Annotated in this window: 28 protein-coding genes and 1 pseudogene; 19 read left to right on the forward strand and 10 right to left on the reverse strand. The window is 64.7% G+C overall.

Features of this window, described 5'->3' with window-relative positions:
• Positions 1–9: 9 nt before the first annotated feature.
• Positions 10–849 carry an LOG family protein gene (locus tag QAZ47_RS03330; RefSeq protein ID WP_278205558.1) on the reverse strand — a complete coding sequence of 280 codons (840 nt, stop codon included), beginning with the start codon at positions 847–849 and terminating at the stop codon, positions 10–12.
• Between the two features lie 143 nt (positions 850–992).
• Between QAZ47_RS03330 and dapD the strand changes: the two genes are divergently transcribed.
• From dapD to QAZ47_RS03350, 4 genes are all read left to right on the forward strand, one after another.
• On the forward strand, positions 993–1,847 hold the full coding sequence (dapD, locus tag QAZ47_RS03335; RefSeq protein ID WP_278205559.1) for a 2,3,4,5-tetrahydropyridine-2,6-dicarboxylate N-succinyltransferase: 855 nt from the start codon (positions 993–995) through the stop codon (positions 1,845–1,847).
• A gap of 72 nt (positions 1,848–1,919) precedes the next feature.
• Entirely contained in the window at positions 1,920–2,282 is a 363-nt protein-coding gene (locus QAZ47_RS03340) for a DUF805 domain-containing protein (protein ID WP_278232502.1), read from the forward strand.
• A complete protein-coding gene (locus QAZ47_RS03345) occupies positions 2,275–2,652 on the forward strand; it encodes a DUF805 domain-containing protein (protein ID WP_278232503.1) in 378 nt (125 codons plus the stop codon). The genes QAZ47_RS03340 and QAZ47_RS03345 overlap by 8 nt, the downstream gene beginning before the upstream one ends.
• Positions 2,653–2,662: 10 nt before the next feature.
• Entirely contained in the window at positions 2,663–3,364 is a 702-nt protein-coding gene (locus tag QAZ47_RS03350) for a hypothetical protein (RefSeq protein WP_278232504.1), read from the forward strand.
• Here QAZ47_RS03350 and QAZ47_RS03355 read toward each other — a convergent pair.
• Positions 3,339–4,373, reverse strand: a complete 1,035-nt coding sequence (locus QAZ47_RS03355; RefSeq protein WP_278232505.1) for a 2-dehydropantoate 2-reductase — start codon at positions 4,371–4,373, stop codon at positions 3,339–3,341. The genes QAZ47_RS03350 and QAZ47_RS03355 overlap by 26 nt on opposite strands.
• A 118-nt stretch (positions 4,374–4,491) precedes the next feature.
• On the opposite strand from QAZ47_RS03355, the gene dapE reads away from it, so the two are divergent.
• The 4 genes from dapE to QAZ47_RS03375 all read left to right on the forward strand — a co-directional run bounded on the left by dapE (position 4,492) and on the right by QAZ47_RS03375 (position 6,975).
• Complete coding sequence (gene dapE, locus QAZ47_RS03360; protein ID WP_278205564.1) at positions 4,492–5,691, forward strand: succinyl-diaminopimelate desuccinylase; 1,200 nt, start codon at positions 4,492–4,494, stop codon at positions 5,689–5,691.
• A 2-nt stretch (positions 5,692–5,693) separates the two neighbouring features.
• On the forward strand, positions 5,694–6,299 hold the full coding sequence (locus tag QAZ47_RS03365) for a transporter (protein ID WP_278207779.1): 606 nt from the start codon (positions 5,694–5,696) through the stop codon (positions 6,297–6,299).
• An 80-nt stretch (positions 6,300–6,379) separates the two neighbouring features.
• The gene (locus QAZ47_RS03370) at positions 6,380–6,661 is read left to right on the forward strand and encodes a type II toxin-antitoxin system ParD family antitoxin (protein WP_278205565.1); all 282 of its coding nucleotides are present in this window, start codon (positions 6,380–6,382) and stop codon (positions 6,659–6,661) included.
• Positions 6,658–6,975, forward strand: coding sequence for a type II toxin-antitoxin system RelE/ParE family toxin (locus QAZ47_RS03375; protein ID WP_278205566.1), 318 nt, complete (start codon positions 6,658–6,660; stop codon positions 6,973–6,975). The genes QAZ47_RS03370 and QAZ47_RS03375 overlap by 4 nt, the downstream gene beginning before the upstream one ends.
• Here the strand turns inward: QAZ47_RS03375 and truA are convergent.
• From truA to def, 4 genes are read right to left on the reverse strand one after another with little or no spacing between them, the layout of a single operon-like run.
• A complete protein-coding gene (truA, locus tag QAZ47_RS03380; RefSeq protein WP_278232506.1) occupies positions 6,924–7,733 on the reverse strand; it encodes a tRNA pseudouridine(38-40) synthase TruA in 810 nt (269 codons plus the stop codon). The two genes, QAZ47_RS03375 and truA, sit on opposite strands and share 52 nt — an antisense overlap.
• 20 nt (positions 7,734–7,753) lie before the next feature.
• A complete protein-coding gene (locus tag QAZ47_RS03385; protein WP_278205568.1) occupies positions 7,754–8,260 on the reverse strand; it encodes an N-acetyltransferase in 507 nt (168 codons plus the stop codon).
• Complete coding sequence (gene fmt, locus QAZ47_RS03390; protein ID WP_278232507.1) at positions 8,257–9,192, reverse strand: methionyl-tRNA formyltransferase; 936 nt, start codon at positions 9,190–9,192, stop codon at positions 8,257–8,259. The genes QAZ47_RS03385 and fmt overlap by 4 nt, the downstream gene beginning before the upstream one ends.
• 5 nt (positions 9,193–9,197) lie before the next feature.
• Complete coding sequence (gene def, locus QAZ47_RS03395) at positions 9,198–9,728, reverse strand: peptide deformylase (protein WP_278205570.1); 531 nt, start codon at positions 9,726–9,728, stop codon at positions 9,198–9,200.
• A 103-nt stretch (positions 9,729–9,831) separates the two neighbouring features.
• On the opposite strand from def, the gene QAZ47_RS03400 reads away from it, so the two are divergent.
• Positions 9,832–11,079, forward strand: a complete 1,248-nt coding sequence (locus tag QAZ47_RS03400) for a DNA recombination protein RmuC (protein WP_278232508.1) — start codon at positions 9,832–9,834, stop codon at positions 11,077–11,079.
• 257 nt (positions 11,080–11,336) lie between these two features.
• Here the strand turns inward: QAZ47_RS03400 and QAZ47_RS03405 are convergent, their stop codons facing one another.
• Positions 11,337–11,741: a GFA family protein gene (locus QAZ47_RS03405; protein WP_278232509.1), complete on the reverse strand. Its 405-nt coding sequence runs from the start codon at positions 11,739–11,741 to the stop codon at positions 11,337–11,339.
• 29 nt (positions 11,742–11,770) lie between these two features.
• Entirely contained in the window at positions 11,771–12,730 is a 960-nt protein-coding gene (locus QAZ47_RS03410; RefSeq protein WP_278232510.1) for a cation diffusion facilitator family transporter, read from the reverse strand.
• 246 nt (positions 12,731–12,976) lie between these two features.
• Here QAZ47_RS03410 and QAZ47_RS03415 point away from each other — a divergent pair, with 246 nt between their 5' ends.
• Positions 12,977–13,102, forward strand: a complete 126-nt coding sequence (locus QAZ47_RS03415) for a hypothetical protein (protein WP_082953831.1) — start codon at positions 12,977–12,979, stop codon at positions 13,100–13,102.
• 195 nt (positions 13,103–13,297) lie between these two features.
• A pseudogene (gene sugE, locus QAZ47_RS03420) lies at positions 13,298–13,611 on the forward strand (quaternary ammonium compound efflux SMR transporter SugE).
• An 84-nt stretch (positions 13,612–13,695) separates the two neighbouring features.
• On the opposite strand, the gene QAZ47_RS03425 reads toward sugE, so the two are convergent.
• Positions 13,696–14,124, reverse strand: coding sequence for a DUF6481 family protein (locus QAZ47_RS03425; protein ID WP_278205576.1), 429 nt, complete (start codon positions 14,122–14,124; stop codon positions 13,696–13,698).
• A 227-nt stretch (positions 14,125–14,351) separates the two neighbouring features.
• On the opposite strand from QAZ47_RS03425, the gene QAZ47_RS03430 reads away from it, so the two are divergent.
• The 5 genes from QAZ47_RS03430 (at position 14,352) to QAZ47_RS03450 (ending at position 19,528) form a co-directional block, all read left to right on the forward strand.
• A complete protein-coding gene (locus tag QAZ47_RS03430; RefSeq protein ID WP_278232511.1) occupies positions 14,352–15,404 on the forward strand; it encodes an LLM class flavin-dependent oxidoreductase in 1,053 nt (350 codons plus the stop codon).
• Between the two features lie 176 nt (positions 15,405–15,580).
• Positions 15,581–16,750: an AI-2E family transporter gene (locus QAZ47_RS03435; protein WP_278232512.1), complete on the forward strand. Its 1,170-nt coding sequence runs from the start codon at positions 15,581–15,583 to the stop codon at positions 16,748–16,750.
• The gene (locus QAZ47_RS03440) at positions 16,750–17,661 is read left to right on the forward strand and encodes an arylamine N-acetyltransferase (protein WP_278232513.1); all 912 of its coding nucleotides are present in this window, start codon (positions 16,750–16,752) and stop codon (positions 17,659–17,661) included. Before QAZ47_RS03435 ends, QAZ47_RS03440 begins: the two co-directional genes overlap by 1 nt.
• A 3-nt stretch (positions 17,662–17,664) precedes the next feature.
• Positions 17,665–18,663 (forward strand): LLM class flavin-dependent oxidoreductase, encoded by a 999-nt coding sequence (locus QAZ47_RS03445; RefSeq protein ID WP_278232514.1) that lies wholly within the window; start codon positions 17,665–17,667, stop codon positions 18,661–18,663.
• Between the two features lie 70 nt (positions 18,664–18,733).
• A complete protein-coding gene (locus tag QAZ47_RS03450; protein WP_278232515.1) occupies positions 18,734–19,528 on the forward strand; it encodes an inositol monophosphatase family protein in 795 nt (264 codons plus the stop codon).
• Between the two features lie 109 nt (positions 19,529–19,637).
• Here the strand turns inward: QAZ47_RS03450 and QAZ47_RS03455 are convergent, their stop codons facing one another.
• Positions 19,638–20,258 (reverse strand): L,D-transpeptidase, encoded by a 621-nt coding sequence (locus QAZ47_RS03455; RefSeq protein WP_278232516.1) that lies wholly within the window; start codon positions 20,256–20,258, stop codon positions 19,638–19,640.
• A 483-nt stretch (positions 20,259–20,741) separates the two neighbouring features.
• On the opposite strand from QAZ47_RS03455, the gene dnaK reads away from it, so the two are divergent.
• The 3 genes from dnaK (at position 20,742) to pmtA (ending at position 24,779) form a co-directional block, all read left to right on the forward strand.
• A complete protein-coding gene (dnaK, locus tag QAZ47_RS03460) occupies positions 20,742–22,658 on the forward strand; it encodes a molecular chaperone DnaK (RefSeq protein ID WP_278205583.1) in 1,917 nt (638 codons plus the stop codon).
• 221 nt (positions 22,659–22,879) lie between these two features.
• Complete coding sequence (dnaJ, locus tag QAZ47_RS03465; RefSeq protein ID WP_278077510.1) at positions 22,880–24,010, forward strand: molecular chaperone DnaJ; 1,131 nt, start codon at positions 22,880–22,882, stop codon at positions 24,008–24,010.
• A gap of 163 nt (positions 24,011–24,173) precedes the next feature.
• Positions 24,174–24,779, forward strand: coding sequence for a phospholipid N-methyltransferase PmtA (gene pmtA / locus QAZ47_RS03470; protein WP_278205584.1), 606 nt, complete (start codon positions 24,174–24,176; stop codon positions 24,777–24,779).
• The last annotated feature ends 148 nt before the right edge of the window (positions 24,780–24,927 follow it).

The following is a 24,927-nucleotide window of genomic DNA, read 5'->3' on the forward strand; positions in this document are numbered from 1 at the left end:
GCAGCACCTTCAAAGACTGTAAAAGCGGCGGACGATGTCCCAGGCTTCGTCGGCGGTGTCGACGAAATCGATGATGTCCTGGTCGCCGGGCGAGATGGTGCCCTGCTCGGCAAGGAAATCGAGGTCGATCGCCCGTTGCCAGAACGCCTTGCCGAACAGGATCACCGGCACGCGCTCCATGCGGCCGGTCTGGATCAGCGTCAGCGTCTCGAAGAATTCGTCCATCGTGCCGAAGCCGCCCGGGAACACGGCGACCGCCTTGGCGCGCATGACGAAATGCATCTTGCGGATGGCGAAATAGTGGAAGTTGAAGCAGAGCTCCGGCGTCACATAGGCGTTCGGCGCCTGCTCGTGCGGCAACACGATGTTGAGGCCGATCGACGGCGCGCCGACATCGTCGGCGCCGCGGTTTCCGGCTTCCATGACGCCAGGTCCGCCGCCGGTGACGACGACGAACTCGCGATAGTAGGACGTGGCCGACTGCTGCGAGCACAGCCGGGCGAACTTGCGCGCCTCTTCGTAATATTTGCTGTTCAGCTCGAGGTTCTTCTTCTGCGTCTCGTTCTTCGCCGCCCAGGCGACGCCGCCCGGCTCCGGCAGCCTCGCCCCGCCGAACAGGATGACCGTAGAACGGATGCCGCGCTCGGCAAGGATCATCTCGGGCTTCAGCAGCTCGAGCTGCAGGCGAACCGGGCGCAATTCGCGCCGCGTCATGAAGTCGGGATCGTTCCAGGCCAGACGATAGGTTTCGGCCCGCGTCTGCGGCGTGTCCGGCACGCTCTTCGACCGCTCCAGATCCTCGTCCGAATGCGGCAGCGGCGTCCAGCCCGCCTTTTCCATGGGTGTCATTGAGTCCACCGTTCCAAATCCTTTACTTGCGCCGTCCCGTGACGCAGCCGCGATTGACCCTCATCCAGGCTTCACATAGGGTCCGCGCGATTTCAAAACAGGTTAAGGCGCAGCCCTTAACAGCTTTGTAATGGAGCAAATTCATGTCGAAGCCCGATCTGGCGAGCCTCGAAAAGACCATCGAAAAGGCCTTCGAGGAGCGCGACACGATTTCGACCGCGACACGCGGCGAAACGCGCGACGCCATCCAGTCGGCGCTCGATCTGCTCGACCGCGGCGTGGCCCGTGTCGCCGAGCGGCAGGACGACGGCAAGTGGCTCGTCAACCAGTGGCTGAAGAAGGCGGTGCTGCTCTCCTTCCGGCTGAACCCGATGGAGATCATCAAGGGCGGCCCGGGCCAGGCGGTGTGGTGGGACAAGGTGCCGTCCAAGTTCGACGGCTGGAGCGCCGTAGACTTCGAGAAGGCCGGATTCCGCGCCGTGCCGTCCTCGGTCGTGCGCCGCTCGGCATATGTCGCGCCGGGCGCGGTGCTGATGCCGTCCTTCGTCAATGTCGGCGCCTATGTCGATTCGGGCACGATGGTCGACACATGGGCCTCGGTCGGCTCCTGCGCCCAGATCGGCAAGAACGTGCATCTTTCCGGCGGCGTCGGCATCGGCGGCGTGCTGGAGCCGATGCAGGCCGGCCCGACCATCATAGAGGACAATTGCTTCATCGGCGCGCGCTCCGAGGTGGTCGAAGGCTGCATCGTGCGCGAAGGCTCGGTGCTCGGCATGGGCGTGTTCATCGGCCAGTCGACCAAGATCGTCGACCGCGCCACCGGCGAGGTCTTCTACGGCGAGGTGCCGGCAAATTCGGTGGTGGTCGCCGGATCGCTGCCGGGCAAGCCGCTGCCCAGCGGCGAGCCGGGGCCTGGCCTCTATTGCGCCGTCATCGTCAAGCGCGTCGACGCCAAGACCCGCTCCAAGACCTCGATCAACGAATTGCTGCGCGATTGATCTTTTGCGGAAACGGACGCACCTTCCGCCGGCGCGACATTCCGTCGCGCTGGTTCAACACGGAGGGGCGTCATGGACTGGAAGTATCTGCTGACGAGTTTCGACGGTCGCATCAACCGCGCCAAGTTCTGGGCCGGCATCGGCATATTCATCGTTCTTGCCATCGTCGCGTTCATTCTCGATTCGATCCTCGGCACACGTTTCACCACGGCCAGCGGCGATCAGATCGGCGTCGTCGGCATCCTCGTCATGCTGGCGTCGATCTATTTCGCGATTGCCCTCTATGCCAAACGCTGGCACGACCGTAACAAGTCGGGCTGGTGGACGCTGATCGGCCTCATACCCATCATCGGCGGCATCTGGTTGCTGGTCGAGCTCGGCATCCTGGAAGGCACCAGAGGCGCCAATCAATACGGACCGGACCCGCTTGCCTGAAAAAGCAGACTTCATCTGGCTCTTCTTCAAAACCTCGGGCCGCCTCAGCCGCGCGGCCTATTTTCTCGGCGGACTGCTGGTGGCCCTCGTGCAGGCTTTTCCGCTCTACCGCTTCACGCTGGTGCCGGAAGGCTCGGCCGAGAGCAACATGTGGTCGTTCGTCTTCTTCCTCGCCTTCCTCGGCTCGCTGTGGTCGAACATCGTGCTGGCGGTGAAGCGGCTGCATGATCTCGACAAGCCCGGCATCGCGGCGCTTGTGCTGTTCGTCCCCGTCGTGTCGATCGTCGCCTTCCTGGTGCTCTGCCTGTTCCCGGGACAACCCGGATCCAACCGCTACGGCAGCCGCACCAACTCACCCGCCGACCGCTGAACAGCCCGCCATGCGCTACCGTACGCTCGATCCGACGCTGATCATCGAGACCGCCGAAAGGCTCGAGGAGCGCGTGGCCGAGCGCTTTCCGGACGCAGGCCTGCGTGGCGTCGCCGCCGAACTGGTGTCGCTGTCGCGCGACCTGGCGAAAGCCGCCAAGGAGCTGGAGGCGCCGATCTGGTGGCTGCGCGGCGTCATCATCGCGGCCTTCATTGCCGGGGTGGCGATGTTCCTGTTCGTCGGTACCGTCCTGCCGCTCGACCGCATTTCGGGAACCGACGATGCCGTGCAGTCGGTGCAGGGCATCGAGGCGACGATCAACACCGCCATCCTCGCCGTGCTCGGCTTCCTCGCCCTGATCCGCAGCGAAGAACGGATCAAGCGCAAGCAGGTCTTCCGCCAGCTTCACGGATTGCGCTCGCTGATCCATGTCATCGACATGCACCAATTGACCAAGGACCCGGCGGCGCTGTCGGCCGGTTTCACGCCAACGGCGCATTCGCCGGCCCGCATCACCAAAGCCGCCGACCTCGCGCGCTATCTCGACTATTGCTCGGAAATGCTGTCGATTACCGGCAAGATCGCCGCGCTGTTTGCCCAGTCGGTCGATGACGCCGTGGTTGTCGACGGCGTCAACGACATCGAGAACCTGGCCTCCAACCTGTCGAGAAAAATCTGGCAGAAGATCACGCTGATCGAGGACCGCCACTGACGGCATCAGGCGACAGTCCCGGCGGGCCGCGCTTTTCTGCTTCCGCCTGACGCACCAGCGCCGCGACGCGCTCGATCGCAGGCGCCGGCGTGCCGGCCTGCTTGGCCAGGCCGAGCACCGCGCCCTGTAACTCGTCGATCTCGGTCGGGCGGCCGCGCTCGAGGTCGTCCCACATCGAGGCGCGCGCTTCGGGATCGATCGCCAGCATGCGGCGCGCCAGAAGTCCGAACAGCCAGTCCGGAAGCCGCAGCGCTTTCGGCAGCAGCCATGGCGGCGGCCCGGCGATGCGCGCCGGCTCGATGCCTGAGGCTTTCATCGCCGCCCGCGCCTCGTCGATCTGGTCCGCCAGGATGACGCGCCAGCGGCGATCGGCGAGTTCCCTCGTCAGCGGCAGGTTGGACAGCGCCACCAGCGCGTTGTTGAGGTTCATCAGCAGCTTGCTCCACTGCACCGCCTTCATGTCGGCATGGGTCCGAACCGCCAGCCCTTCGACGTCAAGCAAGGTGGCGAGGCCGGGCACGGTATCCTCGATCAGCACCTTGCCGTCGCTGGCGCGGCGGACACCGAACGGCGTCTCGCCGTCCGGCGATTGCACGACGTTGAACGCAACCATACCGGCCAGCACGCGACGCGCTGGAAGCCCGACGCGCAGTTTGTCCGCGTTGTCGACGCCATTCTGCAGGCTGACCACGATGGCATCGGGCCGGGCATGGGCTGCGACGAGCGCCGCCATCTCCTCGGTCGCGCCGCTCTTGACCGTGACAAGAACGATATCCGCATTGCGCAGCGCCAACGCCGGATCGTCGGTGACCGCGAGCGCCTCAGGGTCGATGCGCCGATCGCGACCGTCGAGATCGCTGACCCGAAGCCCGTCCTTGCGCATGGTCTCGACGATGCGGCCACGGCCCAGGAAATTCACCTTGCGCCCGGCAAGCGCCAGGCAGCCGCCGACATAGCAGCCGATGCTGCCGGCGCCGGCAACCGCGATCGTTCTTCCGTCATTGGCCATGCGATCATCCCGTGCTGGCTCGCGCGACTATACGACATGACAACCATATTGTCGGCGGCATGATCGGTGATCATCTGCCACCGTGACAGAGTTACTGCTTTCGACTATCGCTTTGCCTATGAAATTGCCGACCGACCCCGCCCAGAATCTTGCCGCCCTGATCCGCTGTCCTTCCGTGACGCCCGCCGAAGGCGGCGCGCTGCGGACGCTGGAGGACATGCTGAAGCCGCTCGGCTTCTCGGTCGAGCGGCCACTGTTCTCTGAAAGCGGCACGCCGGACATCGAAAACCTCTATGCGCGCCGCTCCGGCAATGGCCCGCATCTGATGTTTGCCGGCCATACCGACGTCGTGCCGGTCGGCGACGAGGCGGCCTGGACGCATCCACCCTTCGCCGCCGAGATCGCCAATGGCGAGATGTATGGCCGCGGCGCCGTCGACATGAAGGGCGGCATCGCCTGCTTCATCGCCGCCGTGGCGCGCCACATCGAAAGAAATGGCGGACCGAAAGGCTCTGTTTCGCTGCTGATCACGGGCGACGAAGAAGGGCCTGCCATCAACGGTACGACGAAGCTGCTCGACTGGGCGGCCGCCAAGGGCGAGAAATGGGACGCCTCGATCGTCGGCGAGCCGACCAATCCGGATGCGCTCGGCGACATGATCAAGATCGGCCGCCGCGGTTCGCTGTCCGGCAGCGTCATCGTCAACGGCCGCCAGGGCCACGCCGCCTATCCGCAGCTTGCCGACAACCCGGTGCGCGGTCTCATCAGCCTGGTCGACGCGCTGCTGCATCCGGTGTTCGACAAGGGAACCAAGGATTTCCAGCCGACCAATCTCGAGGTGACGTCGATCGACGTCGGCAACCCGGCGACCAATGTCATCCCGGCCAAGGCGACCGCCACGTTCAACATCCGCTTCAACGACACTTGGGACGCCGAAACAATCCAGGCCGAGATCCACAACCGGCTCGACCAGGCGGCCGGGCGCAAGAAATACCGGCCGGGCAAGAAGACGCCAGTCGACTACGAGCTTGTCTGGCGCGACCGGCCGAGCCATGTCTTCCTCACCCGCGACGACAAGCTGATCGACACACTGAGCGCGTCGGTTGCCGCCGTGGTCGGCAGGACACCGGCGCTCTCCACCTCCGGCGGCACGTCGGATGCACGCTTCATCAAGGATTATTGCCCGGTGGTCGAGTTCGGGCTGGTCGGCAAGACGATGCACATGGTGGACGAGCGCGTGGCGGTCGCCGACCTGGAGACGCTGACGCAAATCTACGAACGTTTCATCCAAGACTGGTTCGGACAGGGCCTCGCGTGACCATGCTCTCGGCAGACGAAACCTATGCTTCGCTGGCCGGCGCCTGGCGGCTGATGCTCGGCAAGGCCGACGGCCTGCGCATGCTCGACCTCACGGCGGACGGTTTCTGGAATTCCTTCTTCGCCATCGTCGTGGCGGCGCCGGCGTTGATCGTCGGCTGGGTCGGCATCGCCAACGAGATCGGCGATCCGAACGCTTTTGCCGGTCGCCTCGGCATGCTGCTCAAGCTGGCGACGGTCGACATCGGCTCCTGGGTGCTGCCGCTGGTGGCGCTTGCGCTGGTCGCGCCGCGCGCCGGCATCGGCGGCCGCTTCGTCCACTACGTCGTCGCCTCCAACTGGGCCTCCGCGATCATCGCCTGGCTGATGCTGCCGTCGGCGCTGCTGAGGCTGTTCCTGCCCTCGACCGACGAGATCAGCGGGTTGGTCTCGCTGCTTCTGTTCGCGCTGTCGATGGTGCTGACCTGGCGCATGACCAACGCGACGATCGGCAAGGGCGCGGCCATCGGCACGGCGGTGTTTGCCGGCATGTTCGTGGCCTCCCTGCTCGTCCTGTTCGGCCTGCAGGCGCTGCTCGGCATCGACATGCCGAACGGCGCAAGGGGCTGATCCTCCGGATTGAAGGCGGTCTTCCAATTTACGGTCGGTTTGGTATGATAATTTCATACCGACTCTCTCGGAGAGAGCACATGTCCGCCACGGAAAAACGCACTTTCAGCCTGCCGTCGGAGCAAGCCGCCTTTATCGACCAGCTTGTTCAGTCGGGCGCCTACGCCACCAGCAGCGAGGTCATCCGCGCCGGGCTTCGCGCGCTGCAGGAGCGCGATGCCGCAGTGGAGCGCTGGCTGCGCGAGGAGGTCGCTCCGACCTATGACGCCTGGAAAGCCAATCCCGGCAAAGGCATATCGCCGGAGGAAATGGCCGAACGGGCGCGCAAGCGCCATGCGACGCATTCTCAGAAGAAGCCGTGAAGCGTCGGGCTGTCATCTATACGCCTGACGCAGGCGATGACCTCGATCGTATCTATAATGTCATTGCGCAAGCCAGAAGCGCTGCGACGGCCGACCGTTACGACAGCCGTCTACGCGCCTTCTGCGAGCGCCTCGAATATGGCTCTGAACGCGGCACGCGCCGCCATGACGTGCGGCCAGACCTCCGGATCATCGGATTTGAGCGCCGCATAACCGTTGCCTTCGTTGTGGAACCCGAGCGCGTGGTGATTTTGCGCTTGTTCTACGGCGGCGCCAATTGGTCAGACGATCTGGCAGAAGGCGGCACCGACTGATCGGTTTGCTCCGCGGGGTAATCCACCCCGACCAGAAACAGCCCGTCCGGCGGCGCCACCTGGCCGCAGGCGGCGCGGTCGCGCGCTTCGAGCGCCGCCTTGAGGTCGGCAGCGCTCCACGAGCGGTCGCCGACCCGCCGCAAGGAGCCGACCATCGAGCGCACCTGGTTGTGCAGGAACGAGCGCGCCGAGGTCCGCACCTCGATGAGATCGCCCATACGGCTGACGTCGAGTTGGGCAAGCGTGCGGACGGGGCTTTCGGCCTGGCATTGGGTAGAGCGGAAGGTGGTGAAATCGTGCCGCCCGAGCAGCACCTTCGCCGCCTCGTGCATGGCCTCGGCATCAAGCCGTTTCGGCACCCACCAGACCTTGCCCTTTTCCAGCGCCGACGGCGCGCGGCGGTTGAGGATGCGGTAGAGATAATGGCGGCCGGTGGCGGAGAAGCGGGCGTCAAAATCGTCGGCGACGATGCCGGCCGTCAGGATGGCGACACGCGCGCCGGCCGCCTGCAGATGGGCGTTGACGGCATTGCGCACCTTGTCGCCCGTCCAGGCCTTGGCGAGATCGACATGCGCCACCTGCGCAGTGGCGTGCACGCCGGCATCGGTGCGGCCGGCGGCACGTATTCTCACCTGTTCGCCGCAGAACTTTTCGATCGCCTGCTCGATCGCCTGCTGCACCGAAAGCTGGTCCGCCTGATGCTGCCAACCGGCGAATTGGCTGCCGTCATATTCGATATCGAGCCGAAAACGCGGCATGTTCTGAGGCTTGCGCCCGCCTAAGCGGCGAGCGCGGTGAAGGCCGAAGCGTAGACCAGCTTGCCGGCCTCGGGCGCTTCGCCCCAGGCCAGCGCCTGCAGCGCCTCGCCCTGGTATTGGCTCTCGAACTTCTCGGCGCGGGCATGGCTGTAGCCGAAGCGGCCGTAATAGGCCGGGTCACCCAGCACCACGGCAAGCCGCTCGCCGGCTTCCTTGAGGCGGACATGCGCCTCGCGGATCAGCGCGCCGCCGATGCCGGTGCCGTGGAAGGACGGCTCGACCGCCAGCGGCGCCAGCGCCACGGCCGCGAAGCGCTTGCCGCCCGTCTGCACCAAGAGCCTGGAAAACAGGATGTGGCCGACGACCTGGCCATCCTCTTCCGCCACCAGCTCGACGACGGCATCGCCGCCGGTCACCAGCGCGTCGACCAGGCCGGCCTCGGTCCGCTGACCGAACGCATGCTCTTCGACAAGGCGGATCGCCTCGCGATCCCGCGGCGTCGCCGCGCGTATCGACATCATGCTCATTTGAGTTTCGTTCCTTTTTCGATCTTGGCTCCGCGCAAGAACTCCTGCGCGGCGGCGGGCCTTCCGCCCGCCCGTTGAACTTCGACCAGCCGGACCGCGCCTGACCCGCAGGCGACCGTCAGCCGGTCATCGAGAATACCTCCCGACTCGCCGACGCCATCGGAAAGCGTCGAGCGAAGCAGTTTCAGCCGCTCCACGCGGCCACCAATTTCGACCTCGCACCAAGCGCCCGGAAAGGGCGAGAGGCCGCGAATGTGATTGTGGACTTCGCCGGCAGGCCGCGTCCAGTCTACGCGTGTCTCCGATTTATCGATCTTTCGGGCGTAGGTCACTCCTTCCGTCGGCTGCGGGGTAAATGTCAGACAATTTATCCCCAGCTGCGTCAGTGCTTCCACCATCAGCGAAGCGCCTTGAGCCATCAGGCGGTCATGCAATTCGCCGGCGGTCATATCGGGTCCGATGGCGCATTTTTCAACCAACGCCACCGGGCCGGTGTCCAGACCCTCTTCCATGCGCATCACCATCATGCCGGTTTCGGCATCGCCGGCCATGATGGCGCGCTGGATGGGCGCGGCACCGCGCCAGCGCGGCAAAAGCGAGGCATGGCCGTTGAGGCAGCCGAGCCTGGTTGCCTCCAGCACGGGTTTCGGCAGAAGCAGGCCGTAGGCGACGACCACGGCGACGTCGGCCCGCAACTCGGCAAAGGCTCGCTGCTCGGCCTCGCCCTTGAGCGATGTCGGCGTCCGCACCTGGAGGCCAAGCCGCTCCGCCTCGCGCTGCACAGGCGACGGCGTAAGCTCCAGTCCGCGCCGGCCGGCCGCGCGCGGCGGCTGCGTATAGACGGCCGCGATGTCATGGCCGGCCTCGGCAATGGCGCTGAGCGTCGGCACGGAAAAATCCGGCGTGCCCATGAAGATGACGCGAAGGGGCATGACCCCTAGCCCACCATCTTGCCCGGCGCCTTGTCCTTGGCGAGCTTCTTGAATTTCCTGACCACCATGTCGCGCTTCAGCTTCGAGATGTGGTCGATGAACAGCACGCCGTTGAGATGGTCGATCTCGTGCTGCAGGCAGGTCGCCATCAGTCCTTCGGCCTGCATCTCCTGCAGCTTGCCGTCGCGATCGAGATACTTCACCCGAACCGCTGCGGGACGCTCGACCTCGGCATAGTAGTCGGGGATCGACAGACAGCCTTCCTCATAGACCGAGCGCTCGTCGGAGCTTTCGAGGATTTCCGGATTGATGAAGACATGCGGCGCGGGCGGCTCGCCCTCCTTGGCGAGGTCGATGACCAGCAAGCGCCGCGGCTCGCCGACCTGGATTGCCGCCAGCCCGATGCCCGGCGCGTCGTACATGGTTTCCAGCATATCGTCGGCGAGCTTGCGCAAATCGCCGTCGACGCGCTCGACCGGTTTGGAAACCTGGCGCAGGATCGGATCGGGAAGGATGATGAGCGGCTTGATCGACATGGCGTCTCACCTAAGACGTCGTTGGAAAAGCGTCAACGGGGGCGGCTGCGACCTGTTCACGTTTTGATCTGTTTCGGCGAGCCGAATCGGCTATGCTGTCCGCATGAACGACATGTCCTTGATCCTTTCTCAACCGGTCGCGCGACTCGGCGCCACCACGATCACGCTCGGCGGGGTGCTCGGCTTCGGCGCGCTGCTGCTGCTGGCATTGGTCCTGGCGCTCGTCATCGCCTTGTGGCGCGCGGGCAAGGCGCGCGCGATTGCCGCAGCCGAAGCGGCCGATCATGCCCGTGACACCGAGGCGCGGATGGCGGACATCCTGCAGGCGCAGGCCGAGATGCAGGGGCGCATGGGCGCGATCGCCGAAGTGTTCGGCGCCAGGCAGGCCGAGCTGACCCAATCGCTCGGCCAGCGGCTCGACGCCATGACCGGCCGCCTCGGCCAGACCATGGCCGAGCAGACGAAGTCGACGCATGAGAGCCTGGCCAAGCTGCAGGAGCGGCTGGCAGTGATCGACACGGCGCAGGGCAACATACAGTCTCTCGCCGGCCAGGTCGTGCAGCTGCAGGCGATCCTTTCCAACAAGCAGACGCGCGGCGCCTTCGGCCAGTCGCGCATGGAAGCGATCATCGCCGACGGTCTGCCGCACGGCGCCTACGAGTTCCAGGCGAGCCTCTCCAACGGCAGCCGGCCGGACTGCCTGGTGCGGATGCCAAATGGCGCGCCGATGCTTGCCATCGACGCGAAGTTCCCGCTGGAAGCGTGGAACGCCATCCGCGCCGCGGAGGGCGCCGAGCTGCAGAAGGTGGCGGCGCAGGCGTTCAGGCGGGACATCGAGGTGCATGTCCGCGATATCGCCGAAAAATACCTGATCCAGGGCGAGACGCAGGACACCGCCTTTATGTTCGTGCCGTCGGAATCGGTGTTCGCCGAGATCCATGAGAATTTCGAGGCAGTGGTGCAGAAGGCGCACCGCGCCCGCGTCGTTATCGTCTCGCCGTCGTTGCTGATGCTGTCGATCCAGGTCATCCAGGCGATCCTCAAGGACGCGCGCATGCGCGAGCAGGCGCATCTGATCCAGGGCGAGGTCATCCGCCTGATGGAGGACGTAGGGCGCGTCGACGAGCGCGTGCGCCGGCTGCAGACGCATTTCGGCCAGGCGGCCAAGGATATCGACGACATCCTCGTCTCGACGTCGAAAGTCACCAAGCGCGGCCAGAAGATCGAGGCGCTGGAATTCGGCGAGACGGAAGCCGAGCCGCCGCGTCCGGCGAAGGCCGAGGCAGGCGCGCGCGTGGCGGACTCGAAGACAGGCCAGCTCAGGTTGCGCGTCGTCGAAGACGGGGAGTAGATGGGTTGTTACGCCGTTGGCGATTAGCCGAGCCGCTCTTTCCCATCGTCATCCTAGGGCGGAGCAAGGAGCGAAGCGACGCGGCGCAGACCCTGGGATCATGCCGTGACGCTAAAGCTTTGCAACGGTTATAGAATTCCGCACCGTTGCACCTACGGCAACGGTCGCGGCATGGATCCTCGGGTCAAGCCTGAGGATGACGAAGTTCAGGAGGCTTTGCCAATCGCAGAGGCCTGAGACAGCCCACTAAAGCCCCCCTACTGCTCCTCGACGACCCTGGTGCCCTCGAATTCCGGCAGCCAGTGCAGCGCCGAGCGATGCCAGTATTGCGTCCTCGGCACCAACTGGTCGCGCTGGCGCGCCGTACCCGTCCTGATGCCATAAACCTTCGGCCCGTCGCCGACGGAGGTGGCGTAAAGATGCGAGCCGCACTCGCCGCAAAAGCCCTGCGCCCGCTTGGCGCCGCTCGACCCGGTCTTGATGTAGACCTTGGGCTCGCCCTTGGTGATGCGGTAGTCCTCCTCAGGCACGCGCACGGTAACGCGGAAGGCGGTGCCGGTGAGCTGCTGGCAATCCGTGCAGTGGCAGATCGAGGTCTTTTCGGGATCGACCTCCGCCTCGTAGGTGATGGCGCCGCAATGGCACCCGCCGTCGATCTTCATCAGCTTTCCTCCTTAAGGGTTCACCCAATCTAGTGCTCGTCGGAGGCCTCGGCGATAGTCTTGCGTCGCATCTCCCATGTGCCAGTCGCCTGCGGCTTGACGAACAGCCTGGCGATCTCGGGCATCTCCTCGTTCAGCCGCGCCTCCAGGCGCTCGATGCACGCCTCGATCTCGGGCGCTGTGAGATGATCCTCGAACTCGATGCTCAAGCCGGCGACGATCTCTTCAGGGCCGATATGGACGCTCAATATGCCGTTCGCCCGCTGCACGGCCGGGTCCTGCCCGGCGATCGCCAGAACCTTGCGTTGCACTTCGGGCGAAGCTGGCTCGCCGAGCAGCAGGCCCTTGCTCTCGCGCGCCAGGAAGATCGCGGTCGCGCCTAGGATGATCGCGATGCCGATCGAGCCGGCGCCATCGAGTTCAGGAATCTCTAGCAGTTCGGACGCAAGGATGCACGCGAACGCGACGATCAGGCCAAGCAGCGCGACGCTGTCCTCGAAGAGCACGGTGTAGACGCTGGGATCCTTGCTCAGCCGCACCGCCTCGAACCAGCCCAGCATCCCCTTCTGCTTCCGGAATTCCTTCAACGCCACCAGCCAGGAACTGCCTTCGAACAGGAAGGAGAGGCCGAGCACGATGTAGTTGACCTTGGCGTTGACGACCGGCTCGGGCGCCATGATGTGGATGACGCCTTCATAGAAGGAAACGCCGGCGCCCAGGGCGAAAACCAGCAGCGCGACGATAAAGCTCCAGAAATAGAGTTCGCGTCCATGACCGAGCGGATGCGTACGGTCGGCCGGGCGGGCGGCGCGATGCATGCCGTAGAGTAGGAGCGCGCCATTGCCGGTGTCGACCAGCGAGTGGACGCCTTCCGACAGCATGGCGGAAGAACCGGTGAAGAATGCCGCGGCGAATTTGGTCAATGCGATCGCCAGATTGCCGGCGAGCGCGGCGTAGATCACCCTTTTCGAACCGCTATGCCCTGCCATCCGTTTCCGATCCTGCCCAGGCGCCGAGCTTAGCGGCCCGCCGGCCGCAGCTCTACAGACAATGCGCCAGCCGATCCGAGGTTCAAGATGCCGACGAACCATCCTGCAGCCGCCGCCCGAGATCCGGTCGACGCCGAGGGAAAACGGTTGACATCCAGGTGCCGGCTTTCGAAGCGGCAAGCAGCCTCTTGCGGTCGGGCGCTTCTCTTGTTTCACTTGGGCTGCCCACAATCGGAGGAGCGAATCATGGCTAAGGGTGCGATGAAGGCGGGCAAGGAACCCCGCAAGCCGAAGAAGGATGCGAAGAAACCAGCCGCGGCCCCGGCTCCGAAGGCACCGCCGGTCAAGGCGATGCGCATCAAGGAGAAGTAAACCACCAGAGCGGCTGACCCGTCTCGATGTGGAACCGGCGGCATGCCGAGTGCTGCCGGTGTTTTGTTGATTGGGGAGCAGGACCTTCCTATATCGACGCAGCGAGGACGACCTCGCTTCCCCGGAAGAAATCGCTGGGACGACCCGCCACCTCAAGCATCGGATGACCGGTGCTGGAATGACGGAGTCTTTGCGATGTCCTGGATTTTTCTCTTCTTCGCCGGCCTGTTCGAGATCGCTGGGCTATCGGCCTCAAATATACCGACGGTTTTTCGAAGCCGCTGCCGACCCTTCTCACCATCGTCTCTATGATGGTCAGCCTTGGTCTGCTCGGTCTGGCGCTGAAGATGCTGCCCGTGGGCACCGCCTATGCGGTGTGGACCGGCATCGGCACCGTGGGCACGGCATTGCTCGGCATCTGGCTGCTCGGCGAGCCGGCGACCGCGGTGCGGCTTGCCTGCATCGGCCTGATCGTCTGCGGCATCGTCGGGCTGAAGCTCGTCGCCTGACCGTCAGAACAAACGCCTTCAGGGCCGCAACTGGCGACCCTGAAGCATCTTTCGAACGAAACTATATCAGCGGGCGCCGAGGCCTTAGCGGGCGGAGAAGCCCGGAGGCGTGCGGCCGACACGCGCCTTGCGGGCGGCGTAGCGTGCGTCGCGCTTGGCCTTGCGCTCGGCCTCTTCGGCAAGCAGGCGGGCGATGCGCTCGGTCTCTTCGGCCTCGCGGATCTTGGCCTCGGCCGCCGCCGCCTGTTCGGCAGCAATACGAGCAGCCTCTGCCGCTGCCTCGCGCTCGGCCTTCTCGGCCGCCTCGCGCGCCAGCTTTTCCTGCTTCAGCCTGGCCTTCTCTGCCTCGCGGATCGCGCGGGCCTCAAGGATCGCCTTACGTTCCGCCTGGCGCGCCAAAACCGCTGGATCATCCGCCGCCGGCTTTGCCTTGAAGCGCTCGAGGAGCGCCTTCTTTGCCTCGTTCGCGGCGTTGCGCCGCTCGAATATGTCTTTTTCCCTGTAGATAGCCAAGTCCACTTCCCTGCAGTCAATTCGCGACGCTTACATACGCGCGAAAGCGATGAGTTCAAGCGCCAAAACGGTATGCCAGCCATGAAAATCTGCGCTGTTGCCGCCGGGATACGTCAAGGCCGCGCGATGCACTGTTCACAAATCGCGCCACTGGCGAACAGCAAGGCCGACCGCTACCTCTAGCGCCGACAATCAACGCTCAAACCGCGCATCGGGATGCAATCGAAATGGAACTCGGCCTCTACACTTTCGCGGATGTCAGCCCGGAACCGGGGCCCGGCGCCATCGGCCCGCATGAACGGCTGCGCAACCTGATCGAGGAGATCGAGCTGGCCGACCAGGTCGGTCTCGACGTGTTCGGCCTGGGCGAGCATCATCGTCCCGACTATGCGGCGTCGGCGCCGGTCGTTGCCCTTGCGGCGGCAGCGGAGCGGACGAAGCGCATCAAGCTCACCAGCGCGGTCACCGTGCTTTCCTCCGACGATCCGGTGCGGGTCTTCCAGCAGTTCGCGACGCTCGACCTTCTGTCCGGCGGCCGCGCAGAGATCATGGCCGGGCGCGGCTCCTTCATCGAATCCTTCCCGCTGTTCGGCTACAATCTGGAGGATTATGACGAGCTCTTCGCCGAGAAGCTGGACCTGCTTTTAGCTATCCGCGACCAGGTGAAGGTGACGTGGCAAGGACGCTTGCGCGCGCCGATCAACGGCCGCGGCGTCTATCCACGGCCTTTCCAGGACAAGCTGCCGATCTGGATCGCCATCGGCGGAACGCCGCAGTCCGCCGCTCGCGCCGGCGCGCTCGGCCTGCCGCTCGCGCTTGCCATCATCGGCGGCGAGCCGGCCCGCTTCGCGCCGCTGTTCGAGATCTATCGCGAGGCGGCAAGGCGCGCCGGCAACGATCCCGCCACGCTTGCCACCAGCCTCAACGTGCATGGCTTCATCGCCGAGACCACCGAGAAGGCAGCGGACGATTTCTACGGCCCGCAGGCCGAGGTGATGAACCGCATCGGCCGCGAGCGCGGCTGGGGGCCAACGTCGCGGGCGCATTTCGATCACGCGCGAGGTCCGGGTGGTGCCTTGTTCGTCGGCAATCCCGAAGAGGTGGCGGAAAAAATCGTCGCCCAGCACAAGATCTTCGGCAACGATCGCTTCCTGCTGCAGATGGCTATCGGCACCATGCCGCACGCCAAGATCATGAAGGCGATCGAGCTTTACGGCACCAGGGTGGCGCCGATCGTGCGCAAGGAAACGGGGAAGGCCGCGCCGGCGCCGGCCGCCTAAAGCGCTTCGCGCTGAAACGGATTGAGGCGGCGCGCTTTAGACCTTTGTTCTTATGCATGTCGTTTTCGCAAAACCGCCGCATACTTTCGCGCGACATGCACCAACGGAGCCAGCCGCCAGCTAACGGAACCTTGGCGCGGCGCGCACGTTTTCTTCGACGATCGCGAGGGGAACCTATGAAGGCCGAAACGACCGCTTCGGGCGCGAGCGTTGCCGAAAGCCCGGATTCGCGCGCCGGCGCCCGCGCCGAATTGCGGCTGATGCGATCGCTGCTGATCGGCATCTTCGTTCTGCTGACGGTATTCGCGCTCTATTTCGCCCGCGCTTTCTTCATGCCGGTGATCCTCGCCTTCCTGCTGGCGCTGACGCTGACGCCGATCGTGCGTTTCCTGCGCAAGCACGGTATTCCCGACGTGCTCTCCGCGACCCTCCTGGTGTTGCTCTCGGTCTTTTTCGTCGCCAGCGCCGGGTATCTGCTCAGCGGCCCGGTCATCGACCTCATCAACAACACCTCGTCGATCGGCCAGCAACTCACCGAGCGGCTGGCGCCGTTCAAGCGCCCGCTCGAAAGGATGATGGATATCTCGCGCCAGCTCGAGGCGCTCACAGAGACAGCGCAGGAAGCGGGCGTGCAGAAGGTCGCGGTGGCGTCGTCCGGCATCCTGCCCACGGCAGCCGGCAACATTCTGGGGGCCGGCACCAGCATCACGATCGTCTTCGTGCTGTCGCTGTTCCTGCTCGCCTCAGGCACCTTGTTCTACGAGAAGATCGTCCAATCCTTCGCCAGCCTCAGCCAGAAGAAGCGTGCGCTGCGCGTCGTCTATGACGTCGAGCGCGAGATCTCGCATTACCTGCTCACCGTCGCGGTCATCAATGCCGGCCTCGGCACGGTGATCGGGCTTGGCCTGTGGGGGCTCGGCATGCCGAACCCACTGGTCTGGGGCGCAGCTGCGGCACTCCTCAATTTCCTGCCCTATGTCGGCGCGCTGATCACCATCCTCCTGGTGACGGTCATCGCGCTGATCAGCTTCGACACGATCTCCTACGCGCTGCTGGCGCCCGCCTTCGTGCTGTTGTGCGACGTCGTCGAAGGCCAGTTCGTGACGCCGACGGTGGTCGGCCGGCGGCTTGAGCTCAACGCCGTGGCGATCTTCATCGCCATCGCCTTCTGGTCTTGGCTGTGGGGTTTCGTCGGAGCGCTGATGGCGGTGCCGCTTCTGGTGGTCGTCAAGGTGTTCTGCGACCATTTCGACGGGCTCAGCCATGTCGGCAACTTCCTGGCGGCTCAGCAGACCATCCTCATCGACGACGAACCGAGCGAGAACAACCACAAGTCCGGGGCGTGATGCCCTGGCCCAATGTCGAGACCTGCCCATCGTTTGCGGCAGCGGCGGGGAGTGCCTATATCGGGCCGGTCAAGCCGGACCCCGTGTTGATGAACGACTTCGATCTCGACGCCTATTTCGCCCGCATCGGCTATAGCGGGCCGACCGACAGCTCGCTCGCCACGCTGCGCTCGCTGCATTTGGCCCATCCGCGAGCGATCCCCTTCGAGAATATCGATGCGCTGATGGGCGTTTCTGTCGGGCTCGATCCCGCCTCGCTGCAGGACAAGGTTTTCAGCCAGGGCCGCGGCGGCTACTGCTTCGAACACAATCTGATCTTCATGCATGCGCTCGGAGAGCTGGGCTTCACCGTCAGCGGGCTTGCCGCCCGCGTGCTGTGGGGCCAGCCGGACGACGCCGTCACGGCGCGCAGCCATATGCTGCTGCGGATCGAGCTCGATGGAAGAACCCATATCGCCGATGTCGGCTTCGGCGGCCTGACGCTGACGGCGCCGCTGCTGCTCGAGCCGGACCTGGAACAGCAGACGCCGCACGACGCGTTCCGCATCGCTGAAACCGGCGATCATTTTCGCCTGCAGGCCAATATCGGCGGCAATTGGCGCACGCTCTACCGCTTCGACATGCAGCGGGCCTACGAGGTCGATTACCAGGTGAGCAGCCACTTCCTGTCGACGCATCCGAGCTCGCATTTCCTTTCCACATTGGTTGCTGCGCGCGCCCTGCCGGACAGGCGCTACGCGCTGCGCAACAACCGGCTGTCGACCCACCATCTCGGCGGCCGCACCGAGCAGCGGGAGATCGCGAGCGCCGCCGAGCTCGCCGACGTGCTGGAGAGCCAGCTCGCCGTCGTCATTCCCGACCGCGCCGCCTTCGAGGCGAGGCTGCGGCAGAAGAACATCGTGGAGACCTGATCAATGACTGCCCTTTCGGTTCTCGACCTGTCGCCGATCACCCAAGGCAGCGATGCCTCGCAGTCGCTCGCCAATTCGCTCGACCTCGCACGCCACGCCGAGCGGCTGGGCTACAAGCGCTATTGGCTCGCCGAGCACCACAACATGCCGGGCATCGCCAGTGCGGCGACCTCCGTCGTCATCGCCCATGTGGCGGGCGGCACGAAGACCATTCGCGTCGGCGCCGGCGGCATCATGCTGCCCAACCATGCGCCGCTGGTGATTGCCGAGCAGTTCGGCACGCTGGCAGCGCTTTTCCCCGGCCGCATCGATCTCGGCCTCGGCCGCGCGCCGGGCACCGACATGATGACGGCGCGGGCGCTGCGCCGCAATCTGGAAGCGAGCGACAACTTCCCCCAGGACGTGGTCGAGCTGATGGGCTATTTCCAGCCGGCCGAGGAAGGGCAGCGCATCCGCGCGGTGCCGGGAGAAGGCCAGGACGTGCCGGTCTGGATCCTGGGCTCCAGCCTCTACGGCGCGCAGCTCGCGGCACTGCTTGGCCTGCCCTATGCCTTCGCCTCGCATTTCGCGCCGGCCGAACTCGACCACGCGCTGGAGGTCTACCGCACGCGCTTCCAGCCGTCGGCCCAGCTCGACAAGCCCTATGTCATGCTCGGCCTCAATGTCTTTGCCGCGCCCACGGACGCCGAGGCGAACCTCTTGTTCACCTCTCTACAGCAGGCTTTCGTCAATCTGCGCAGCGGCCGGCCAGGTCAGCTGCCGCCGCCGGTCGAGAACTATGACCGCGACCTCGATCCGGTCGCCAGGACCATGCTTGCCCAGGCGCTGTCCTGCGCCGTCGTCGGCTCGCCGGAAACGGTTCGCCAGGGTATCCACGCCTTCGTGCGCCGCACCGGCGCCGACGAGTTGATGGTGACGGCGCAGATGTTCGACCATGCGGCGCGGGTGCGTTCCTTCGAGATTCTTGCCGACGTCCACAAGTCGACGTCGCAAGCGGCCTGACCACCCGATGGCTTTTGCCTGACATACTCGTCTGCTAAGGGCAGACCCTTCCTCAAGCGCGAGCCTTCCCGTGACCGACGACCTCGACCAGCGCATGCAGTTCGCCATCGACCTCGCGCGGCGCGCCGGCGAGCTTGGGCTGAAATATTTTCGCGACCTCGAAAACCTGACGATCGAGAGCAAGGGCCATCAGGATCTTGTCTCGGACGCCGACCGCGAGGTGGAGCTTTTCGTCCGCGCGGCGATCGCCGAGGCCTATCCGGGCGACGGCATCGTCGGCGAGGAGCACGCGCCGGCGGCCGGCAAGACCGGCTATGTCTGGGTGATCGACCCGATCGACGGCACCGCCAATTTCGTGCGCGGCATTCCCGCCTGGTGCGTGGTGATCGCCTGCGCCAGGGACGGCGAGACCGTCGTCGGCGTCATCCACGAAGCCTCGACCGGCGAGACCTTCCACGGTCGTGTTGGCGGCGGCGCTTTCGTCAACGGGCGGCCGATCAAGGCGAGCGGCGCCACGGCGCTTTCCGAAGGCTCGGTCGGAACCGGGCTTTCGAACCGAGCCGCCACCGAACATGTCGCGGTGCTGATCAGCCTGATCATGGCCGAAGGCGGCGTGTTCTTCAGGAATGCTTCCGGCGCGCTGATGCTGGCCTATGCCGCGGCCGGACGGCTGCTCGGCTATGTCGAGGAGCACATGAATGCCTGGGACTGCCTGGCCGGCATGCTTCTGGTAGAAGAGGCGGGCGGCACCGTTCTCAAATCCGACCCGAAGACCGTCATCAGCCGGGGAACGCAAGTGATAGCCGGAGGACGGCACATCTTTCCGAAGCTGCGCGCGCTTTGCACGGAAGCGTTCCAAAACTGATCCTTTGGTACGGGAAGACCGCAAACAGGTGTGCGAAGGCATCGCGAACAATCCTGTAAAACAGCATCGCGGTTGCCAACCAAGGCCACGACGGGCAGAGACCTGGCGTCTATAGGACGATCACCTTGGTGCCGATTGGGGCGCGGTCGTAGAGATCGATGATGTCCTGGTTCATGAGGCGGATGCAGCCCGCCGAAACGGCTTTGCCAATGGACCACCATTCTGGGCTGCCGTGCAGGCGATATCCGGTGTCGCCCTTCTCGTTGAAGAGATAGAGCGCCCGCGCGCCGAGCGGATTCATGAGTCCGCCTTCCATATGGGCCGGTATGACGTGGCCTCGATTGCGTTCGCGAACGATCATCGCCGACGGCGCGCTCCAATCCGGCCATTCGCGCTTCCTCGCGACGTGAGCGGTACCATGCCACTCGAAGCCCGCCTTGCCGACGCCGATCCCGTAGCGCATCGCCTGACCGTCACCCAGCACGTAGTAGAGGAATTTCGCCCCTGTATCGACAATGATGGTGCCGGGCGCCTCATCGGTCGGATAAGCCACCGTCTGCCGGTGGAATTTCTGGTCGACCTTGTAGATGGGAACCGGTGGAATGCGGAAGCTGGCGTCGGTGAGGCCGCCATAGGCCGCAGGAGACGTCTGCAATGCGCCGCCGGTGATGCAGCCGGAGAACGCGACCATTCCGGCAAGTATCCCGATCAGGATCGATTTGGCGCGCATGATCCAAGCCGGCGCTCGTGCCGGCGATCTGCCGCATCTTGCCTATTCGTAGTCCCGCACGCCTCGATTGCCAAGCGGCCATGTTCTCCGCTGGCGGATTGCCGGCGTATGGCGGCAAAGACGTTTTTCAGACTTATTCGCGACGCAAAGTCACGCCCCACAGGGCAAAGCTTCCCCCCGGCCGACATGCAACCGGCGCATCGATGAGATCGTCCCGTCCGAAAAAATCCTCTCCGGACAATTAGATAGAGCAAATCCGGATCGACACCGGCATATGGCGGGCTGGTCCGTTTTCCAGGCTCACGCGGGGCAGCAGACACCTTGCGCAGGATGCTTGCGCCCCGTGCCGCCTGTTCTTATATACGCGCCAGCCGTCCGGCCTTGAAAAACCGGGGACCGTGGCGGAATTTCTTGTGAACAGGGGCTTTCGTCGGAACGCCTTATCAGGGTCCTGAGAGCCTGCTTAGCGGAGAGACTAGAACAATGGCAAAAGTTATCGGTATCGACCTCGGAACCACGAACTCCTGCATCGCCATCATGGACGGCAAGGAGCCTAAGGTTATCGAGAATGCGGAAGGCGCGCGCACGACCCCTTCCATCGTCGCCATCAACAGCGACGGAGAACGCCTCGTCGGCCAGCCGGCCAAGCGCCAGGCGGTCACCAATCCTGAAAACACCATCTTCGCGGTCAAGCGCCTGATCGGCCGCCGCTATGACGATCCGGTGACGGAGAAGGACAAGAAGCTTGTCCCCTACAAGATCGTCAAGGGCGACAATGGCGACGCCTGGGTCGAGGCCGGCGGCAAGAAGCTGTCGCCCAGCCAGATCTCGGCCATGATCCTGCAGAAGATGAAGGAAACGGCGGAAGCCTATCTCGGCGAGAAGGTCGAGAAGGCGGTCATCACCGTTCCGGCCTATTTCAACGACGCCCAGCGCCAGGCAACCAAGGACGCCGGCAAGATCGCCGGGCTCGAGGTGCTGCGCATCATCAACGAGCCGACGGCAGCCGCGCTCGCCTACGGTCTCGAGAAGAAGGACGGCAAGACCATCGCCGTCTATGACCTTGGCGGCGGCACGTTCGACATTTCGGTGCTCGAGATCGGCGACGGCGTCTTCGAGGTGAAGTCGACCAATGGCGACACCTTCCTCGGCGGCGAGGACTTCGACATGCGCCTGGTCGAGTACCTGGCGGCGGAGTTCAAGAAGGAGCAGGGCATCGACCTCAAGGCCGACAAGCTCGCGCTGCAGCGCCTGAAGGAAGCCGCCGAAAAGGCCAAGATCGAGCTGTCGTCGACGACGCAGACCGAGATCAACCTGCCCTTCATCACCGCCGACGCCACCGGGCCGAAGCACCTGACGATGAAGCTCACCCGGGCGAAGTTCGAGAGCCTGGTCGAGGATCTCGTGCAGCGCACCATCGACCCCTGCAAGGCGGCGCTCAAGGATGCCGGCCTCAAGGCGGGCGAGATCGACGAGGTGGTCCTGGTCGGCGGCATGACGCGCATGCCCAAGATCCAGGAGATCGTGAAGCAGTTCTTCGGCAAGGACCCGCACAAGGGCGTCAACCCGGATGAGGTGGTCGCGCTCGGCGCCGCCATCCAGGCCGGCGTGCTGCAGGGCGACGTCAAGGACGTGCTGCTCCTCGACGTGACGCCGCTGTCGCTCGGCATCGAAACCCTGGGCGGCGTGTTCACCCGGCTGATCGAGCGCAACACCACGATCCCGACCAAGAAGAGCCAGGTGTTCTCGACGGCCGAGGATTCGCAATCGGCGGTGACGATCCGCGTCTTCCAGGGCGAGCGCGAGATGGCGGCCGACAACAAGCTGCTCGGCCAGTTCGACCTGGTCGGCATCCCGCCGGCTCCGCGCGGCGTGCCGCAGATCGAGGTCACCTTCGACATCGACGCCAACGGCATCGTCAACGTCTCGGCCAAGGACAAGGGCACCGGCAAGGAGCACCAGATCCGCATCCAGGCCTCGGGTGGTCTGTCCGACGCTGACATCGAGAAGATGGTGAAGGACGCCGAGGCCAATGCCGAGGCCGACAAGAAGCGCCGCGCCCTCGTCGAGGCCCGCAACCAGGCCGAATCCCTGGTGCATTCGTCCGAGAAGTCGCTGAAGGACTATGGCGACAAGGTCTCGGAGGCCGACCGCACCGCGATCGCCGACGCCATCAGCGCGCTGAAGGCTGCCGCCGAGGGCGACAACGTGGCCGACATCGAGGCCAAGTCGCAGTCGCTCGCCGAAGCTTCGATGAAGCTTGGCCAGGCCATGTACGAGGCCTCGCAGAAGGAAGCGGCCGAAGCCGACGCCAAGGCGGACGCCGCCAAGGATTCGGACGTGGTCGACGCCGACTTCGAGGAAATCGACGAAGACGACGACAAGAAGAAGTCGGCCTGAGCCGGCCGACGGCGAATAATGCGAAAAGCCCGGCGCGAAGCCGGGCTTTTTTGCAACCTTCGCTGAAAAAGTGCAGGTCCGGCCTAAAAAGTGACGGAAAAACATGGCGTGAGCCCGGCTCGGCTCTGGCATCCGGGCAGCATCGCTCCTAAATCGAACAACGTGCCGGCAAACGACGCAACAATGCTTGAAGACATTGAGCATCCGGACCGCGGGAAAAAATGAAAGCTGATTTCTACGAAACGCTGGGCGTGCAAAAAGGCGCCGACGACAAGGAGCTCAAGAGCGCTTTCCGCAAGCTCGCCATGCAGTTCCATCCCGACCGCAACCCCGGCGATCATGCCTGCGAGCACAAGTTCAAGGAAATCAACGAAGCCTACGAGACGCTGAAGGACCCGCAGAAGCGCGCGGCCTACGATCGTTTCGGCCACGCCGCCTTCGAGCAGGGCGGCATGAACGGCGCGGCGCACGGCTTCGGCGCCGGCGGTTTCGCCGACATTTTCGAGGACATTTTCGGCGACATGATGGGCGGCCGCCAGCGTCGTTCGTCGGGCGGCCGCGAGCGCGGGGCGGACCTGCGCTACAACATGGAAATCTCGCTGGAAGAGGCGTTTTCAGGCAAGACGGCGCAGATTCGCGTGCCGGCCTCGATTTCCTGCTCGGAATGCTCCGGCAGCGGCGCCAAGCCCGGCACGCAGCCGGTAACCTGCGCCATGTGCCACGGCCACGGCAAAGTGCGGGCAACACAGGGCTTCTTCTCGATCGAGCGCACCTGCCCGCAATGCCAGGGCCGAGGCCAGACGATCAAGGACCCCTGCCCGAAATGCGCCGGCCAGGGCCGCGTCACCGAGGAGCGTTCACTGTCGGTCAACATCCCGGCCGGCATCGAGGACGGAACCCGCATCCGGCTTGCCAATGAGGGCGAAGCCGGCCTGCGCGGCGGCCCTTCGGGCGATCTCTACATCTTCCTCGCCGTCAAGCCGCACGAATTCTTCCAGCGCGACGGCGCCGACCTCTACTGCAAGGTGCCGATCTCGATGACGACCGCCGCGCTTGGCGGCTCGTTCGAGGTCACCACGCTCGACGGCACGCAGACCAAGGTGAAGGTGCCGGAAGGCACCCAGAACGGCCGCCAGTTCCGGCTCAAGGGCAAGGGCATGCCGGTGCTGCGACAGCCCAATGTCGGCGACCTCTACATCCAGACGGCGGTCGAGACGCCGCAGAACCTGTCGCGCCGCCAGCGCGAGCTTTTGGAAGAGTTCGAGCAGCTCTCCTCGAAGGACAACTCGCCCCAGTCGAGCGGCTTCTTCGCCCGTATGAAGGACTTTTTCGAGTCCTTCGGCGACCGCTGACGTTTTTTTGACGCAAGTCGTCATCGCAAAACCGCTTCACACTTTTGGGCGACTTGCGTTGGCGACATTCCCAAGGGTCATCAACACCTTATGCCACGTTGACGCCTTGCCTTGTTCCACCTAGCTGATAAGTAGCGGTCGGGGAGCGTTGAGGAGAGCTCGCATGGCACGTGGTCCCGGGTTGCGCAAAGCGCTGGCGGAAAAATTCGACGACGAGCTGAAGTTCTTCAAAGGCTGGATCGACAAGCCGAAAGCGGTCGGCTCCATTGTTCCCACCAGTTCCGTCACCGCTCGCAAGATGGCCTCGATCGTCAACCCGAAATCGGGCCTGCCGGTGCTGGAGGTCGGACCCGGCACGGGCGTCATCACCCGCGCCATCCTGGCCCAGGGCGTGAAGCCGGAAAACCTCTACGCGATCGAATATTCGACCGACTTCGTGCGCCATCTGCGCCGGCTCTATCCGCGCGTCAACATCATCGAGGGCGATGCCTTCAATCTCGACGCCACGCTCGGCGACAAGCGCGACATGGTTTTCGATTCCGTCGTCTCCGGCGTGCCGCTGCTCAATTTCCCCGTCGCCCAGCGCATCGCCTACATCGAAAGCCTGCTCGACCGCATCCCCGCAGGCCGGCCGATCGTGCAGCTGACCTACGGCCCGATGTCGCCGATCCCGCCCGGCCGCGGCGATTACACGGTCAAGCATTTCGACTTCATCATCCGCAACATTCCGCCGACGCAGCTGTGGATCTACCGGCGCAAGGCGCATTAGGTTCTGCCTGCGAAAGTGTTCGCTTATCGCCGGTGGCGGCAGCGTCCTGGCGGTTGGCCGAAACGCCAGTCACCTCGTCATCCACGGGCGGAGCAAGGAGCGAAGCGACGCGGCGCAGACCCGAGGATCCATTCCGTGACTTCGAAGC

Origin of the sequence: Mesorhizobium sp. WSM4904, from assembly GCF_029674545.1 — a bacterium.
Lineage (GTDB): Bacteria > Pseudomonadota > Alphaproteobacteria > Rhizobiales > Rhizobiaceae > Mesorhizobium.